The sequence below is a fragment of the Geminocystis sp. genome, assembly GCF_041753295.1.
Classification (GTDB): Bacteria; Cyanobacteriota; Cyanobacteriia; order Cyanobacteriales; family Cyanobacteriaceae; genus Geminocystis.
Map to the genome: position 1 here is coordinate 23,824 of NZ_JBGSUU010000042.1, position 17,711 is coordinate 41,534.

The 17,711-nt window shown below is 30.2% G+C and carries 14 protein-coding genes; 8 read left to right on the top strand and 6 right to left on the bottom strand.

Annotation, left to right across the window (positions count from 1 at the left end):
* The first annotated feature begins 88 nt into the window (after positions 1 to 88).
* From ACEW8E_RS04075 to ACEW8E_RS04085, 3 genes are all read left to right on the top strand, one after another.
* The gene (locus tag ACEW8E_RS04075; RefSeq protein WP_373479065.1) at positions 89 to 3,799 is read left to right on the top strand and encodes a response regulator; all 3,711 of its coding nucleotides are present in this window, start codon (positions 89 to 91) and stop codon (positions 3,797 to 3,799) included.
* Between the two features lie 33 nt (positions 3,800 to 3,832).
* A complete protein-coding gene (locus ACEW8E_RS04080; RefSeq protein WP_373479066.1) occupies positions 3,833 to 4,546 on the top strand; it encodes a hypothetical protein in 714 nt (237 codons plus the stop codon).
* 214 nt (positions 4,547 to 4,760) lie between these two features.
* The gene (locus ACEW8E_RS04085) at positions 4,761 to 5,243 is read left to right on the top strand and encodes a DUF4079 domain-containing protein (protein WP_373479067.1); all 483 of its coding nucleotides are present in this window, start codon (positions 4,761 to 4,763) and stop codon (positions 5,241 to 5,243) included.
* Positions 5,244 to 5,582: 339 nt separating this feature from the next.
* Here the strand turns inward: ACEW8E_RS04085 and trmB are convergent, their stop codons facing one another.
* Positions 5,583 to 6,224 carry a tRNA (guanosine(46)-N7)-methyltransferase TrmB gene (gene trmB, locus ACEW8E_RS04090; RefSeq protein WP_373479068.1) on the bottom strand — a complete coding sequence of 214 codons (642 nt, stop codon included), beginning with the start codon at positions 6,222 to 6,224 and terminating at the stop codon, positions 5,583 to 5,585.
* Positions 6,225 to 6,270: 46 nt separating this feature from the next.
* Here trmB and ACEW8E_RS04095 point away from each other — a divergent pair, with 46 nt between their 5' ends.
* The 4 genes from ACEW8E_RS04095 (at position 6,271) to ACEW8E_RS04110 (ending at position 11,240) form a co-directional block, all read left to right on the top strand.
* Positions 6,271 to 7,356 (top strand): metallophosphoesterase, encoded by a 1,086-nt coding sequence (locus ACEW8E_RS04095; RefSeq protein ID WP_373479069.1) that lies wholly within the window; start codon positions 6,271 to 6,273, stop codon positions 7,354 to 7,356.
* A 214-nt stretch (positions 7,357 to 7,570) separates the two neighbouring features.
* Entirely contained in the window at positions 7,571 to 9,811 is a 2,241-nt protein-coding gene (locus tag ACEW8E_RS04100) for an ATP-binding protein (RefSeq protein WP_373479070.1), read from the top strand.
* 5 nt (positions 9,812 to 9,816) lie between these two features.
* On the top strand, positions 9,817 to 10,863 hold the full coding sequence (locus ACEW8E_RS04105) for a glycerate kinase (protein ID WP_373479071.1): 1,047 nt from the start codon (positions 9,817 to 9,819) through the stop codon (positions 10,861 to 10,863).
* A gap of 20 nt (positions 10,864 to 10,883) precedes the next feature.
* Complete coding sequence (locus ACEW8E_RS04110; protein ID WP_373479072.1) at positions 10,884 to 11,240, top strand: 4a-hydroxytetrahydrobiopterin dehydratase; 357 nt, start codon at positions 10,884 to 10,886, stop codon at positions 11,238 to 11,240.
* A 75-nt stretch (positions 11,241 to 11,315) separates the two neighbouring features.
* On the opposite strand, the gene ACEW8E_RS04115 is transcribed toward ACEW8E_RS04110, so the two are convergent.
* The gene (locus ACEW8E_RS04115; RefSeq protein ID WP_373479073.1) at positions 11,316 to 12,524 is read right to left on the bottom strand and encodes a M20 family metallopeptidase; all 1,209 of its coding nucleotides are present in this window, start codon (positions 12,522 to 12,524) and stop codon (positions 11,316 to 11,318) included.
* Between the two features lie 95 nt (positions 12,525 to 12,619).
* Entirely contained in the window at positions 12,620 to 13,495 is an 876-nt protein-coding gene (locus ACEW8E_RS04120) for a carbohydrate ABC transporter permease (protein WP_373479074.1), read from the bottom strand.
* 394 nt (positions 13,496 to 13,889) lie between these two features.
* On the opposite strand from ACEW8E_RS04120, the gene ACEW8E_RS04125 reads away from it, so the two are divergent.
* Positions 13,890 to 15,452, top strand: a complete 1,563-nt coding sequence (locus ACEW8E_RS04125) for a B12-binding domain-containing radical SAM protein (RefSeq protein ID WP_373479075.1) — start codon at positions 13,890 to 13,892, stop codon at positions 15,450 to 15,452.
* A gap of 2 nt (positions 15,453 to 15,454) precedes the next feature.
* Here the strand turns inward: ACEW8E_RS04125 and ACEW8E_RS04130 are convergent, their stop codons facing one another.
* The 3 genes from ACEW8E_RS04130 to ACEW8E_RS04140 all read right to left on the bottom strand — a co-directional run bounded on the left by ACEW8E_RS04130 (position 15,455) and on the right by ACEW8E_RS04140 (position 17,513).
* On the bottom strand, positions 15,455 to 15,868 hold the full coding sequence (locus ACEW8E_RS04130) for a DUF6691 family protein (RefSeq protein WP_373479076.1): 414 nt from the start codon (positions 15,866 to 15,868) through the stop codon (positions 15,455 to 15,457).
* 8 nt (positions 15,869 to 15,876) lie between these two features.
* On the bottom strand, positions 15,877 to 16,296 hold the full coding sequence (locus tag ACEW8E_RS04135) for a YeeE/YedE family protein (RefSeq protein WP_373479077.1): 420 nt from the start codon (positions 16,294 to 16,296) through the stop codon (positions 15,877 to 15,879).
* A gap of 113 nt (positions 16,297 to 16,409) precedes the next feature.
* Positions 16,410 to 17,513 carry a TRAP transporter substrate-binding protein gene (locus tag ACEW8E_RS04140; RefSeq protein WP_373479078.1) on the bottom strand — a complete coding sequence of 368 codons (1,104 nt, stop codon included), beginning with the start codon at positions 17,511 to 17,513 and terminating at the stop codon, positions 16,410 to 16,412.
* Positions 17,514 to 17,711 lie beyond the last annotated feature (198 nt).

Here is a 17,711-nt window from a genome sequence, read left to right on the forward strand (position 1 = left end):
ATTAAATTTTTGATTACACACCTAGATTTTAGTCGTGTTTGATACAAAAAAATATTGAGAGTGTTTAAAGTTAACCCAAAGTAATTAAATGTCTATTAATGAGTTTGATAACAAAAAGTTAAACCCTTTTTCATCTTTCCCTCAAGATAATCAACAAAAACTCTCTCCTTCTGACAAGATTTTAGATAAATGTCAAGGAAAAATTATTGAGGGTTTTGCTGATGGCATTGCTATTTTAAAACAGGAAAAATATATTTATCTCAATCAAGCCCATTTAGATTTATTCGGTTACACTGAAAAAGAATTATTAGGACAATCTTGGCGATCGCTGTATAATAAAAAAGAAATAAAAAGATTAGAAGAAGAAGCCTTGCCAGTGTTATGGGAAAAAGGATTTTGGCGAGGAGAAACATTAGCCTTAAGAAAAAATGGTGTAGAATTTTGGCAAGAAATTTCCCTGAAGATTATCGATGAAGAGACGGTAATTTGTCATTGTCGAGATATTAGTGAAAGAAAAATGATGGAAAAAGATTTAAGTCGCAGTCATGATTTATTGAGTCTTATCGAAAATGCACAATCTCAGTTTATCGCTCATGTAGATAAAGAGCTTTTATTTGATAATCTTCTTGATAATTTATTAACATTAACAGGTAGTCAATATGGTTTTATTAGCGAAGTGAAATATAATCCTCAAGGCATAGTTGAATTAGATGAAGGTTATATGAAAACCCAAGGCAAACCTTATATAAAAGTTCATGCCATTACAAATATAGCTTGGGATGAAGAAACTATCCGTTTATATGAAGCAACGAAAGAAAGAGGCATGGAATTTCATAACCTAAAAAATCTCTTTGGTGCAGTAATTAATACAGAAAAACCTGTTATCTCCCATAATCCTACCACAGATCCTCGCAGTGGAGGACTCCCCAATGGACATCCGCCGTTATATTCTTTTTTAGGTTTACCTTTTCATTCTCAAGGGGAATTATTAGGTATGGTAGGAATTGCGAATCGAGAAGGTGGTTATAGTGAGGAATTAGTAGAATATTTACAACCTTTTGTTTCCGTTTGTAGCAATATTATTGATTCCTATCGCAGTGAAAAACGTCGCCAAGAATCAGAAAAAAAATTAAAAAATAGTCAATTAGCTTTTAAGCAGCAAGAAAGTTTTATTAGAAGTTTATATAAAATTTGTTCATCTAGGAAAATTAATTTTAAACAAAAGTTACAAGGAATTTTTGCTTTAGGAAGAAAAACCTTTAATTTTGATGTGGGAATGTTAACCAAAATAGAGGATAAATATTGCCATATCATAGAATGGCAAACTACCGGTAAATATCGAAAGCAATTTAATCAAGAAATATCCTTAAATTTAGAAGACACTTTTTGTTTTATAGCTTATCAAAATAAAGAACCTTTTGCTATTAATAATATTAGTAAATCAAACTATTGCCTTCATCCTGCGCATCTCAATCTTAAGATAGAGTCTTATCTTGGTGCAAGAATAGAAGTAAATCATGTAACTTATGGTACTTTATGTTTTTTCTCACTGGATGAAAATGATGTAGAAATTTCTAGTATCGTGAAAGAGAAAATTAAGTTAATCAGTCAATGGATAGGTTATGAATTAGAAAAAGAAAAATCTCAGACTTTGATTGAACAAAAATTTCAACAAGAAATCTTACTCAAAAAAATAACTCAAGAAATTCGTCAGACTTTAGATTTTAATCAATTATTTGAAACCGCCGTTAACATTCTCCTCAATACTTTTAATGTTAATCGTTGCCATATTTCTCTCTATGATGAATTTAATTTTCCTCCTTTTCAAATGGTAGCCGAAGCCATTGAAGGAGATTTTATTCCCATGTTAGGTATTGAGGTAGATTTATCAAAGAATAACCCTCATTTTGATCTAATTATGTCTAGTGATCAAGTCGTTATCAGTGATAATGTTTTTGAAGATCCTATCTTAAAGGAAATGATTTCTTTCTGTCAACAAATTGAGCTTAAATCCATGTTATGTGTGCGCACTTCTTATAAAAATAAAGCCAATGGTATTATTAGTTTACAACAATGCGATCGCTTTAGAAAGTGGACATCGGTAGAAATAAGTTTATTAGAAAGTATTGCTAATCAATTAGGAATTGCCATTAGTCAAGCACAATTATTACAAAAAGAACAAGAACAAATACAACAATTAGCTAAACAAAATAAAGCATTATCTAAAGCAGAAAAACAAGCCAAAGTAGCTAACTTAGCCAAAACAGATTTTCTAGCATCCATGAGTCATGAAATACGAACTCCAATATGTGGTGTTATGAGCATAACGGAGTTATTACTAGATACTAATCTTAACTCAGAACAAAGGAATTTTGTCGAAATCATCAATCAAAGTAGTAATACTTTACTGACAATTATTAATGATATTTTAGACTTATCAAAAATTGAATCAAATAAAGTGGAATTAGAGTCAGAGATTTTTAATATCCATGAATGTATAGAATCGGTAATTAGTTTAATGGCATTACAAGCCGAAAATAAACATCTAAATCTAATTTATATAGCAGATCCTACCACAAATTATTTATTTAAAGGGGATGCAAATCGTTTAAGACAAATTATCTTAAATTTAGTAAGTAATGCTATCAAATTTACTGATATAGGGGAAGTTATTGTCAGGCTTGAAGTTATCGTCAATCAGATAAAAATAAGTGTACAAGATTCTGGTATCGGTATCCCTAAAAATCGTCTTAATGTTTTATTTCAATCATTTTCTCAAGTAGATAATTCCATTACTCGTAAATACGGCGGCACTGGTTTAGGATTAGTTATCAGTAAAAAACTAGCGGAGTTAATGGGAGGTACGATAACAGTACAAAGTGAAATAAATAAAGGTTCAATATTTGAAGTTACTATTCAAGCAGAAAGTATTTATCCCATAAAAGCTAACTTACCTGATTTACTAGTAAAAAGTTGTTTAATAGATAAAAAAGCGTTAATTATTTCCGATTCTTCTGCCATAAAAGAAATGCTTACTTTACAAGCATCAAGTTTAGGTTTAAAGGTAGAAATTATTTCTAGTCATAATCTTTGTTTAACTAAATTACCCATAATGACAGTGATAATAGTTGATTATCCTTTAAAGCAAATAAACAGTTTAGAATTAGCTGAATTTATCCGTAAAAATACTCCAAATATTCTTTTAATTTGGTTAACACCTTTCAATTTAGCAACTAAAGAAAATTTAGCAAAAACAACTCCTTTAGCTACAGTAATAACTAAACCAATTAAGCAATTTGAATTATATAAAAATATTCAACAATTATTAATTAAATCTTCTAATTTAGAATCAGATAATAATACTATCATCATCGAATCTCAAGGAAAAAAATCTAACTCTTTAAACATAAAAATTTTATTAGTAGAAGATACTAAACTTAATCAAAAAATTGCTTGTTTAATGTTAAATAAATTAGGTTATCAAGATATAGACATCGCAAATAATGGTTTAGAAGGAGTAGAATTTGTCCAACAAAAATCCTATGATGTGATATTTATGGATATGCAAATGCCAGTTTTAGATGGAATAAATGCCACTAAACAAATTAGAAATTTAGGCAAAAAAATTCAGCAACCTTGGATTATTGCCATGACGGCTTCTGCTTTGTCAGGAGATAGAGAAAACTGTTTAAAAGCTGGAATGAATGATTATCTTAGTAAACCTGTTAAATCAGAGAATATTTTTCAAGCGTTGCAAAAAATTAACTTAGACACATTTATTACTGATGAAAATAACTGATAATTTTTGTTGTCTTTTCTCTTTTATTTTACAATGTTATTAAAACCATTAGCTTTCTTATTTTCTTTCATTTTTATCAATGTCAATTCAACTTTTATTCTAGCTCAAAATAACAGAATAAATAACTTTAATCAATTGAATAATTATTTTATCAAATTAGGTTTAAATACAGCTAATAATATTTGTCAGGCATACACTATATCTGATTTAAGAAAGAAATGTAATAATATAGTTAACCAAAGTGCATATTTTGATTTTAATGCGGTTTTTCTTTGTGAAGATAAATTTTTTATTTCTACTCACACTATTATTTGTTTTGATAGTATTAAAGATAAAAGTTATACAAATTTAGAATTATTAAATTGTGGAAATAGTACCCATGAATATCAAATTTATGATTGTTTAAGAAATAGTGGAAAAATAGTTAATAAAAATCAATTAGCTTATGAATATGAGAATAAGATAGCCTTTGATAAAGCTGAAAATATCTGCAATGCTTTTACTAATTCTAGCACCAAAAATGACTGTCACAACATTATCAATAATAGCTATTTTCTTGATGTCAATAGTGTTAGTTTTTGTCAGACAAAATTTAGTATTTCTCCTAGAATTTTAAACTGTTTTCAAACTATTAAAAATAAAACTTATACCGTTACAAATCTTTCTCAATGTAGTCAAAAATCCGCCGAAATAAATATATTAGATTGTTTATCAAGCAGTGGTTATTTAGTTAAACAAGAAATTTAAAATTAAGGAAAAATATCTAACATTTTCACTGTTTATCATCAAATTTTTTCAGGAAATAAATCAATGTCAAGCTATATATACCATTCCTCAATCCTTTTTGAGAATTTCGCCTCCCAATTTTGGGGGAAATTAACTTATCATTTTCTTACGACTCAAATAAGATTGCTATATACTAAATAAAGAAATTAAGTTTTATTAAGAAAAATTAAGAATTATGAAAGAAACCATTAGGGAAATTTTACAACCCGTAGCCGACACATTCTCAGGATTTAATACACCTGAACTAATTACTCATTGGGGGCATCCTTTTTTCATGGGTATTGTTATCTTTGGAATGGGTAGTTTTGTCGCTATCACTGGTTGGCGTAGTCGTATTTCTGAGGAAAAAGAAGTAAAAGAAACCAATAAATTAGATCATCGCAAATTAGCACCACTTTTATTTTTATTTATTACACTAGGTTATAGTGGCGGTGTGCTATCCTTAATTATGCAAGATCAACCGATATTTGAAAGTTATCATTTTTGGACAGGTTCAACGGTTATCGGTTTATTAGGTTTAAATGGCTTAATTTCTGCTACAGGCTTTATCGGGAATAAAGACAGTTTACGCACTACTCACGCTTATTTAGGTAGTTTAGCTTTAGTTATTATGGTTATCCATGCTATTCTTGGAGTCAAATTAGGATTATCTATTTAGTGAGTATAGGGGATGATTAATCTTCTCCCCTTTTAAATAACTAATGTTACGCAAAATATAATATAAAATTAATAGATGTCGGGTGTCGAATGTAGCAATTTAAAAATAAAGAAATTTACTATTTTTTTTCTTGATACATTTTTTATGTTAAACTATATAACATTGTGCCAATTTCTTCACATTTGTTGAAGAAGTTAATTGATAACATCTCACTACGAAATTCATTGATTTTTGCTAAAGTTTTAAATCTCAATGACTTTTTACTTCAATCATTTTCATTAAACCTGATACCTATTCAAACCATTAGGAGTGAATAATTGGGTAAGTCAGTTAATAAAATTATGATTGATTAAGAATTAAAATTGTGCGATAAACTTTTTCTTCCTTATTTAAAGTAGCGATTTCTCTTTCTGTCATTACTTCTAAAGGGTTTTCTGTTAACCATATTTCTGGTGTTAAAGGTTTAAAATGAGAATTTTCTAAAAACTTTTCGCACATTTCTTCAGCTACTTCTTGAATATCTGATTGTAAAAATATTTGTCCTTTTTTACTTAAAAATTGAGCTAAAATTTCTACTATTTCTGATTGTACAACTCTTCTTTTTTGATGTTTTTTCTTAAACCAAGGATCAGGAAATTGTATCGTTACTAACTCTATCATATTAAGAGGTAAAGATGTTAATAATTCTCTTAAAAAATAATTAATATTTCCAGATAAATAGTAAAGATTAGTTAGATTATATTCATCTTTAATTTGATTTGCTTCTGTGACTAATGCTTCTCTTATTTCTATACCTAAATAATTTTTATGGGGATTTTTTTGCGCCATTTGTAATAAAAAACGCCCCCTTGCACAACCTAAATCGAGATGAAAGGGCTGGGATAGATTAGAATATATTTGACTCCAATGTGGTATTGATATTGATTGTTGATACTTATTACTTAGCGGATTGACGTGTTGACGCACTCTAACTCTAGTCAATTTGTTTTTCCTCCTTTTTTTATTTGCTTACAGGTTAATTTAAACTATGAATGTACGTTTTGCCATCGCTAGTGATTTACATATAGCTTTACCTGAAACCATCGACTCCAATGCTAATCGTTTTCATTTAACTCAATTCAGCATAAATGCCTTAGAAGTCGTTTTACAACATTTAAACACCGAAAATATCGATTTTCTCTTGTTACCCGGAGATTTAACTCAAGATGGCGAAAAAGTTAATCATCGTTGGTTAAAAGCAAAATTAGCTACTTTACCTTATCCAGTGTATGTGATTCCGGGTAATCATGATATTCCTAGTTTAACGGGGAATGAAACCACTATTGCTGTTGCTGATTTTCCCCATTATTATCAACAATTTGGCTATCAAAACACCGAAAATTTAGATTATACCTGTGAAGTATCAGACGGATTACAGTTAGTCGCCCTTAATTCTAATCAATTTAATGCTGGAGGAAAACAGTTAGGTTGCTTGAGTGAAAATCAATTTACTTGGTTAGAAGAAATCCTCTCAAATCTTACCGATAAATTAGTCTTGTTGATGATTCATCATAACGTCATTGAACACTTACCTCAACAATCTAACCATATTTTAGGACAAAGATATATGTTAGATAATGCTTCTCGTTTATTGTCTATTTTAGAAAAATATCAGGTTAAATTTATTTTTACAGGACACTTACATATACAAGACATCGCCACTTATAAAAATATTTATGAAATTACTACAGGCTCATTAATTACCTATCCTCATCCTTATCGCATTTTAGAGTTAAAGGATAATCAATTAATTATTGAATCTCATCGTATCACTGAATTGCCACAAAAGAAAAATTTAGGGGATTTTTCCGCAAAATGGACTAGCGATCACTCATTTACCTTTATGATGACTATATTAACATCACCCCCTCTAAATTTATCCGTGACACAAGCACAAGAATATGCACCATTATTAAAGCATTTTTGGGCAGATATTGCTCATGGTGATAAGTTATTTAATTTTCCTGAATTACCTTCGGAGATTAATCAATATTTTCAAAAATTTGGTGCGGTTGATGAAAATGGAAAGCCACAATTTATCGATAACAATACCAAAATTAATCTATACCACTAATCATAAATTTTAGATTAATCTTTAGAAAACATTACAATTTTACCAAAATAAAACAAATACAGAGATGATAGTAATAGGTATTTGTTGAGCTAGAAAAACTAACAGTAAAGTGAGTTAGAAAAATAAGAATATAAAATTCTCTGGAAAAAATTAACAGTTTTTCTTTTCTTATTCTGCATTTTACCAAAGTGCCTTCTTTTTAAAATTTTAATTAATGTTTACTCCCAATCAATCCTTTATTAGCAAAATTATTACCTATCAAATGTTTACTAACATTAGTCATCTTTGGCAAAACTTAGTAAATAAGAATAACCGTGAAGAAATAATATATCTTAATGAATCAGATTTAGTCTCTCAAGAAAATATCCATAATTTTTTGAGTTTTCAATTATTTATTTCTCCTAAATTGCAATGTTTATTATTACTAGAAAAACAAATTGATGAACAATATTATCAAATAACAATAACCTTTGATCATTATGAAATTTTAGATTTTTTAGATTTAATTCAATATAAATTAATTATTTCTAATGAACAATTATTGACTATCAATTCTATCTTATTTCAACACAAAAAAGAAGATTTAGATCATCAAAATTTTATCTTTGCTATCTTACAAATCTTAACAAAACCATTAACACTACAAGATGGTTGCCTAAAAGAATATTATCAGTCTCAATCCATTGAAATTATCTTAAAAAATAAAATCGAACAAGAAAGAATTTTACATCAAGTTACTCAACAAATACAGCAGGATGTGGATTTATTAATTATTATTAAAATGACCATTGAACAAGTACAAACACTATTAGAAATAGATCGTCTTTTAATATACCAAATAAAAGTGCCAATTCAACAAGAATTTTCAGAAGAAACTCAGTTTATCGATACGGTAACTTATGAAGCAAAAGCGAATCAAATTATTCCTTCTTTGTTAAATTTTCAAGAAGAAAGTTGTTTTAAAAATATACAAAATTGTGAAGAAAAATATCTTAATGGATTTCATTTAGCGATAGAAGATGTTAATAATTCTAATCTTAATAGTTGTTTAAAAGAAGTCATGGAAAAGTTAGGAGTAAAAGCTAAAATTGCCATACCAATTATTGTAAAAAATGAATTATGGGGTTTATTAATCGCCCATCAATGTTTTAATGTGAGAAAATGGAAAAGCAATGAAGTGAATTTTCTTAAAAATATTTCCGAATATTTAGCAGTAGCAATTTATCAATATAATTCTTGTCAAAAATTAGAACAACAAAAGAAATTATTAGAACAACAAATAGAAACAAAAGCTAAACAATTACAAGATGCTTTAATCGTTGCACAAATAGCTAATCAATCAAAAACAGAATTTTTAGGTAGTATTAGTCATGAATTAAGAACACCTTTAACCTGTGTTATCGGACTATCAGGAACATTACTTCATTGGTCTAAAGATACCATGAAAAATAACTTATCTAATGAGCAACAAATTCGATATTTAAAAATTATACAAGATAGTGGTAGAAAATTATTAAATTTAATCAATAATATTTTAGATTTCGCTGATATTGAAGCGGGAAAATCTCTCCTTTATATTGAACAAATTTCCTTAGAAAATGTTAGTAAAATGATTTATTTATCTAGTTTAGAAATTGCTAGAAATAAAGGAATAAGTATCAAGTTAAATAACTTAGTCACTCCTGATTTAGACAATTTTTTTGCCGATGGAGAAAGACTATATCAAATACTATTAAATCTGGTAGATAATGCGATAAAATTTACTCCTTCAGGAGGAGAAGTAATAATTACTATAAGTAGGAATAAAAATCAAGCAATTTTTCAAATAGAAGATACAGGAATTGGCATTAATAAAGAGCAAATTTCTCTCTTATTTACTAAGTTTCAACAACTAGAAAATTATCGTACTCGTACTCATTCAGGTACAGGTTTAGGATTAGCTTTAACTAAGCATTTAGTGGAGTTACATGGAGGTTTAATTGAAGTTCAATCTATTGTGGGAAAAGGCTCTATTTTTACGGTATTTTTGCCTAATTCTGAAACTAAAAATAATTTAAAACCCCTAACAAATCAAAAAGAAATTGTCGATTTTAAAATTAATAAAACTATTGTGATTATTTGTGATGATGATGAGATAGGTACTTTTTTATGTGAATTATTAACGGCTGCTGATTATCAAGTTATTTGGTTAGTAGATATACATGAAGCTATTAATAGAATCAAGTTAATTAATCCTATAATTGTTATCTTAGAACAAAATCAAAAAATATCTTTAGAGATTTCTAAAAACTTAAAATCTGAGGCTAATAATAATTTACATTTAATTGTAATTCAAGAAGCAATTAACGGGAATCAATGGGAAAATTTATCGACATCAGGCATTGATGAATTTTTGCTTAAACCATTACAACCTAGTTTATTACTCAAAAAAATAGGGGAGATAATTAATCATTAAAATCTATGGAATCATTAGTTATTAATCTATTATTTGAATGGATAGAAAAAAATCAATTATCATCATCACAATTACAAGTATTAAAAGATGATAACCAGAATAATAAATATCCTTTAGCATTTAAAAATAATTGTAACTTATTGCAGAAAAAACTTGACATTTTACCGTTATTATATCCTAAAATAAATCTATTATTTAATCAATTAAAACTTACAAATAAAACTAATAATCTTCACAATCTGTGGTATTTTTGGCTTCCTTTAGCTTTAGAATTAGCAGATAAAAAAAGTCAACAATCTCACCCTTTAACTATAGGTATTTTAGGCGGACAAGGTACAGGAAAAACTACTTTAACAAAAATATTACCTCTTATTTGGCAACACTTAAACTTGTCTAATGTAGGATTTTCTTTAGATGATTTATATAAAACTTATCATGAAAGACAAAAACTCCTTGAAATAGATTGTCGTTTAATTTGGCGTGGCCCTCCGATTACTCATGACGTACAATTAGGTATCAAAATTTTAAATAAACTTCAACAACGTCAATATCCCGTTGCCATGCCTCGCTTTGATAAGTCTCTTTATCATGGTAGTGGTGATTGTATATATAATTCAGAAATAGTAACTCAAGGAGAAATGATTATTTTTGAAGGTTGGTTTGTGGGAGTAAAACCAGTGACAGAAAAAGCATTTATAAAGCCACCTTATCCCATTGTGACGAAAGAAGATAAGCAATTTGCGCTAGATTGTAATGAAAGATTAAAAGAATATATACCGTTGTGGGAAAAATTAGATTACTTAATAATACTAAATCCCGAAGATTATAAATATAGTTTACAATGGCGAAAAAAAGCTGAACATAAAATGATTAAGGGAGGAAAAACAGGGATGAATGACAAAGAAATTGAGCAATTTGTACATTATTTTTGGAAAGCATTACATCCCGATATTTATATTAAACCTCTTACAAAAAACCCTGAAATAACGGATTTAGTTATCAATATTAACTATGATCATTGTATCAGTAAAATTTATCGACCAACCTGCTAAAATTATTATTAATTTATAAAATGTTTATACAAAATATACTTCCTGTTATCATAGAAACAAATAATATCAAAAGTGAGAAAATTATGGTTTTAAATGAATTAGAAATTAGACAAAAATTAGTTAACTTTCCTGATTGGATAACTAACGGACAAGCTATAAGTAAAACTTATAAATTTAAAGACTTTATTCAAGCCATAGAATTTGTCAATAAGTTAGTAATACCTGCGGAAAAAGCTGGTCATCATCCTGATATTGAAATATCTTACAACAAGATTACTATTCATCTAAGTAGCCATGACGCTGGAGGAATTACTCAAAAAGATTTTGACTTGGCGGAAGAAATTGTTATAATTGCTAACAGTTTTTTTAAACAGTAATTACTTTTTGTTGTGTATTAATCTTTGATAAAACTATGGTTAAAAGGAAGAATTAATTATCTTTTTTCTATATGTTTAAAAGTTAGTAAATTTTTCTACACAACGAGCAAAGATTTCTACTCCTAAACTTAAAGCAGTCTCGTCAAAGTCAAAACGAGGATGATGATGAGGATAGTCTAAACCTTTTTGGGCATTAGCTGAACCTAGGAAAAAATAACATCCGGGTATTTCTTGTAAGAAAAACGACATATCTTCTCCTCCCATTGTCTGACATTCTGGCACTACTCCTAAAGGAGTTTCGACTATTTCTAAAGCGACGGATTTCACTAATTGTGTGATGCGAGGATGATTGATAACGGGAGGATAAAGTTGCCAGTAATCTAGTTTATATTTTGCACCGTGACTTTGACAAATTCCACTGATAATAGCCTCAATTCTTTCACCGATATATTTTTCTAAAGTAGGATTAAAGTAACGTACTGTACCGCTTATTCTGGCTGTATCAGCAATGACGTTTAATGCAGTACCACTATGAAATGTTCCGACAGTAACCACCGCCGAATCTATGGGAGAAATATTCCGAGAGACGATAGTTTGTAAAGCGTTGACTATGTGAGATCCTACCACAATAGAGTCAATAGTTTGATTTGGTATTGCCCCATGGCCACCTTTACCTAATATTTCACACTTAAAACATTCTACCGCCGCCATCAATGCACCTTCTCTTACTCCTATTGTGCCTAAAGGTAAGTTATTCCATAGATGTAACCCTATGATTGCATCTACCGCTGGATTTTGTAACACTCCTGCTTCCATCATGGGTTTTGCACCACCTGGCCCTTCTTCCGCTGGTTGAAATATAATCTTTACTATCCCTTGAAATTTATCTCGATTATGTGCTAAATAATACGCTATACCTAAAGCGATCGCCGTATGTCCATCATGACCACAGGCGTGCATCAATCCGTCATGTTTTGAACAATAAGATACTTCATTTTCTTCTTGAATGGGTAAAGCATCCATATCCGCACGAATGGCTAAAACTTTTCCTTGATGATGACTTTTGATAGTGGCAACAATGCCTGTTTTTGCGATGGAAGTTTGATATTCAATACCCCAATCATTTAATTTTTCGGCAATAAAATCAGCGGTTAAAACTTCTTTAAAACCTAATTCGGGATACTGATGTAATCTTCTTCTCCAATGAACTAATTGCGGTTGTAACTTTGCTATCACTGGTCGAATTTCTGAGGATTTAATAGGAGTAATAAGAGTATTATTCATAAGAAAAAATATACTTGAATAAAGGATAAATTTTATTGATTAAATGAATGTAAATAGTCAATTAATAAGGATAATTTGAAATGTCTATTATTATTTTACACTTTACGAGATAAAGATAAATTAGCGATAGATAATATTAAAATAAAGACAAATAATACTAAACCCATAGTGGAAGCATAACTTATATCTAGCTCTTTAAAAGCCTTTTCATAAAGATAAAATACAACGGTTTTTGTAGCATTTTGAGGGCCTCCTTGAGTCAAAAGATAAATTTCTTCAAAAACTTTTGTCGCACTAAGAGCAGAAATAACCGCTACAAGAAAGATATAAGGTTTCATTAAAGGTATTGTAATATCTAAGTGTTTTTTCCAACCATCAGAACCGTCAATGGCGGCTGCTTCGTACAATTCAGGGGAAATGCCTTGTAATCCTGCTAAATAAATAACCATGTAATACCCTAAGCCTTTCCAAATTGTAACAATCATCAGACTCCAGATCGCCCAATCAGCACTGGTTAGCCAAGGAATTCCTTGCTTAAAACCAAGACTAAAGAAAAATTGGTTTAAAATACCATTTGATAAGTAAATCGCTCTCCATGCTAATCCTGCTACCACCATTGAAATTACTACAGGGGTATAGTAAGCTGTGCGAAACCAGTTAATAGCTTTAAATTTTTGGTTAACTAAAATGGCTAAAAACAGAGATAAAATAACTAAAGGTGGTACAACTCCCATTAAATAAATAAAAGTATTAATTACGGTTTGGCGGAATAATTTATCTTGAAATAATCTTTCAAAATTCTCTAATCCCACCCATTCAGGGGTTTGAGTTAAGTCATATTCAAAACGGGTAAAACTTAGAGAAAAGGCTTGTATGGCAGGAAAAAAAACAATTATCGATAAAACTATTGAAGCAGGAAGTAAAAATAAATAAGGCTGTATTTTTTGCCAAAATCGAGAATTATTCATCATAATTAGCAGTAAAAGTTAATAATTAGATTTTATTTTAAAAACAACATATTATTTTAAGATTTTCTCTAAGCTATATAAATAAAACTATTAGAATTTATTTTGGGGAAAAAGCGTACTATACCGTACAGATAAAAAAATATTTAAGATTACAATGAGAGGGGAATAAGCTAATTTTAAAATTAAAAAAAAACGTTTTCAAAATATTTTATGACTTTAAACTTGAGAGAATTAATATTTTACTTAAAACTAGAATTACTTTACTATTTAAGAAACTTTTTCAAATAAATTAAGAATATTTACAAGACTAAAAAATTTATAGTATCTCTCAACAAATATCACATTTTAAATTATTTTTTCATCAACTTATTAAACACTTTTTTGTGGGAGTTTTACTATGAAAGCATTATTGCTTTATCCTCAATTTCCGCAATCTTTTTGGTCTTATGATCGTGCTATGGAGATGGCAGGACTTAAATCGGTAATTCCACCATTAGGGATTATTACCGTTGCGGCATTGTTACCCCAAGATTGGGAAATTAAATTTTTCGATCGCAATGTCAGTTTAGAAACCGATGCACATTGGCAGTGGTGCGATATAGTCATTCTTTCGGCAATGTTGGTACAAAAGCCAGATTTCCACTATTTAATCAAAAAAGCGGTGGAATGGGGTAAAAAAGTCGCTGTAGGTGGTCCTTACCCCACATCTGTGCCAGATGATGCCTTAAATTCTGGAGCAAACTACCTCATTTTAGACGAGGGAGAAATGACTGTACCCAAATTCTTAGAAGCCTTAAATCAAGGGCAAACTGAAGGTATTTTCCGCTCTATGGATAAACCTGATGTGACTATTAGCCCCATGCCTCGTTTCGATTTATTACAAATGAATGCTTATTTTATGATGGCAATTCAATTCTCTCGTGGTTGCCCTTTTAACTGTGAATTTTGTGACATAATTAGTCTTTATGGTCGAAAACCTCGCACTAAAAATCCTTCTCAGGCTTTAGCTGAATTACAAACTCTTTATGATTTAGGTTGGAGAGGTTCAGTTTTTATCGTTGATGATAATTTTATCGGTAATCAGCGTAATGTCAAGGTTTTTTTACGAGAATTAATCCCTTGGGTAAAACAACATAATTATCCTTTCACTTTTTTGACGGAAGCCTCAGTCAATTTAGCCGAAGATGATGAATTATTACAATTGATGACACAAGCTCGGTTTTATGGCGTTTTTCTTGGCATTGAAACTCCCGATCAAGATAGTCTTCATGTCACTAAAAAAGTTCAAAATACTCGTAATTCCCTCGTGGAAGCCTGTGACAAAATAAATCAAGCAGGGTTGTTAATTTATGCTGGATTTATACTTGGTTTTGATGGTGAGCGTAAAGGTGCAGGCGATCGCATTCAAGCGTTTGTAGCAGAAACGAATATCCCACAACCCATGTTAGGTATTCTTCAAGCCTTGCCAAATACAGCACTTTGGACAAGATTGCAAGAGGAAAACCGTTTAATTGAAAATATGAGTAACACGGCAATGGGAGATCAAAATGCCTTGATGAATTTTATTCCGACAAGAGCTATTGCTGAAATTGCTAAAGAATATGTTGAAGGATTTTGGATGTTATACGAACCAACTACTTATCTTCATCGCTGTTTTCAACAATGTCTCAATATTAATGTCAAAACTGGTTGGCAACAAACAAAAAAATTACCTTTAAATGTAGGATTACGAGTCATCAGTAACTTAATTTGGCATCAAGGCATTTGTCGTCAGGAAATTCGAGGACAATTTTGGCAACAATTAGGTACAATTTTATGGAAAAAACCTCAAGTTTTAGTTATGTATTTGGTTTTATGCTTGACTGGTGAACATTTTTGGGAATATCGCATTTTAGCCAAAGAAAGGATTGCACTGCAATTAGGTTATGATCCTTTAAGTATTTTGAAGGTAACATTATAATGTTAATCTATAGATTTATAAGCGAAAGAACCACCAATAAAAGCTAAAATAAAGACTATCGGACTAAGATTAAATTGTACCAAAGAAGTAACAGCAGGGCCTGGACAATAACCAGAGATACCCCAACCGATACCAAAAATAACTGCACCTAATATCAAACGTATATCAATATCTTTGCTAGTAGGTAAATAAAATTTGGTATCAAAAAAAGGATTTTTTAAAGGTAAAATAAACCGAAAAGTAATTATTGTTATTCCTACCGCACCACCTAAAACAAATATTAAAGTTGCATCCCAATTTCCCGTGACATCAAGGAAACCAATGACTCTTTCTCTATCAATCATTTGAGATATTGCTAATCCTAAGCCGAATAATAAACCACTAATTAAAGCCATTAAATTCTGTTTACTGGTCATTTTTTTATCTAATAAATATGTTTCATTATAAATACTGTTATCATTCCCGATGCTAAAAAGCTCACTACTGCTGTAAGCGATCGCACAGACAATCTACCTAAACCACAAACTCCATGACCGCTAGTACAACCGTTTCCCATTCTTGTACCAAAACCCACTAAAAAACCACCGAGAATCAGAAGAAATAAATTAAAATCTCCAGAAGGAGTATTAGGCAAAGGTAATAAATATTCGTAGATAAAACCGCCCATTAACATTCCACCCAGAAAAAGAATCCGCCAACTTCCTCCAGAAGAAAACTCTAAAACGCCATTAATCATGCCACTAATTCCTGCAATACGCCCATTAAAAGCAAGTAAAATTGTGGCACTAACACCGATTAAAATACCACCAATTAAACCATTAATCCAACTTGATTCTATGACCATTTTTTTGTTTTAATTAACTATATAGCTTTATAATAATATAAATTAATTTAAAATTTATGGCTATGGAAATTAGAACATAGTAGAATCATCAAAATATATAATTCAATGGTCAATTATGAACTACTAGCAATAAAATTAGCGTAACTTAATTCATTGATAGTATTCCATTTAACAATACCTTTTTTAAAGGTTTTCCATTGTTCATAAATAGCTTTAAAATTAGGATCTTTAGTGGAATTATCATCATAAATAGCCGTGGCAATTTTTTGTGCTTCGGTGATTATATCTTGAGGATAAATAACTAATTTTGTACCCCCAGTGATAAGAGTTGCTAGAGATTGTTGATTAAGAAAATTATATTGTGACAACATATTTAGATTGGCTTCTTTTGCCACCGCCATAAACATACTTTGATATTCTAAAGGCAATTTTTCCCAAGCGGATTTATTCACTAAAACGTCTAAAGTTGGTCCAGGTTCCCACCATCCGGGATAATAATAGTACTGTGCTGCTTTATTTAAACCTAATTTTTCATCATCATAAGGACCTACCCATTCTGCCGCATCTATAGCACCTCGATCAAGTGCTAAGAAAATTTCACCTCCGGGCAAAACTTGTACGTTAACCCCTAATTTTGCCATTACTTCACCGCCTAATCCGGGTATCCTCATTTTTAAGCCTTTTAAATCCCCTAAAGACTTGATTTCTTTTTTAAACCATCCTCCCATTTGTGCCCCAGTGTTACCTGCAGGAAAATTGATAATATTAAACTCACTATATACCTTTTGCATGGCTTCTAAACCACCTCCATGATATAACCATGCGTTTTGTTGTTCTGCTGTCAGCCCAAAAGGTACAGATGTTGCAAAGGCTAAAACAGGATTTTTTCCTATGTAATAATAACTTGCGGTATGTCCGCATTCCACTGTACCATTTTGTACCGTATCTAAAACTTCTAATCCGGGCACAATTTCCCCCGCCGCATAAGGGGTTATGGTGAATTTTCCGCCACTCATTTCTTTTAGGCGATCGCAAACTAATTGTGCTCCACCAAAAATAGTATCTAAGGATTTAGGCCAACTCGTCACCATACGCCACTTAATTTCAGGAAGACTATTAGCTGTAACAGTAGATTTATCTTGACTTTGACAAGAAACTAAAGTCGCAGAAGTTACCGCACTAATTCCTGCATTGGTTAAAAATTGTCTTCTTTGCATTGATTTATTAAAAATTAAATAAAACAAATATTATAACCACCATCTGAAACTGTAAAATTTTTTTAGCAACCAACAATTATTCCACGTCTTGAGTAATCGAGGATGATTAATTACTTTTGTGTGTTAATAATTTTATTTCTAACTGAGATCTTGCATTAGATCAAAAATACTTAATAATCAAAAGTTAAAAAATCAATT